The 565-nt window shown below is 56.8% G+C and carries 1 protein-coding gene; it reads left to right on the top strand.

Translation table 11 applies throughout. The annotated features are described in order from the left end of the window. Nucleotides 1–331: 331 nt before the first annotated feature. Nucleotides 332–565 (top strand): hypothetical protein (locus EN914_RS38900; RefSeq protein ID WP_127389798.1); only part of this gene is annotated, 234 nt, incomplete at its 3' end.

The raw sequence follows: 565 nt of genomic DNA on the forward strand, positions 1-565 counted from the left end.
CCCCAAGCCTCGTCCGGGTCCGCCTCTACCCGCAAGTGGGGCGGACCCACTAAATATGTTGCGGATCAAGGCGACCTGGTTTCCGAAAGCCGTTATTGCTGGTCGTTGACGGGCGTTCAAGCTGGCGCTGCTACACACCTCCTGGCAAGCACTCTATCTTGTCTGGGCCCGACCAAAGCCCGACATGGAATCGCAAAGGTCTGACCTGTGAAACAAGGAAGCCTTTTCCACATTTGGAAATGTGACCGTCGATCATCGTCCCTTCATCGTCGGTTGGTTGATACCCGCCACGGCTCGCTTGGCGTGGCGGGTACTCATTCATGGAGAGCGTATGCAGCCTGGTGAGATCATCGCGAATGTGTTTGCAGCGGGGTTGGTAAGCGTCCTGGTAGCAGTCGTTTTCCTGATTTTCGGGAACCCGCTCTGGCCTGAACGACACGTCCGGATGGTCATCATCCCGCCTGTCCATAGAATGACAACCACCGCTATCAAAAATGCCTGGCCAGACCTGCCGGACAAAATTGATTTGAACGTTTCGCGCCCGAGGCCGGCCAACGATGAGCGG

Source organism: Mesorhizobium sp. M7A.F.Ca.CA.001.08.2.1 (assembly GCF_003998455.1).
Taxonomy (GTDB): domain Bacteria; phylum Pseudomonadota; class Alphaproteobacteria; order Rhizobiales; family Rhizobiaceae; genus Mesorhizobium; species Mesorhizobium ciceri.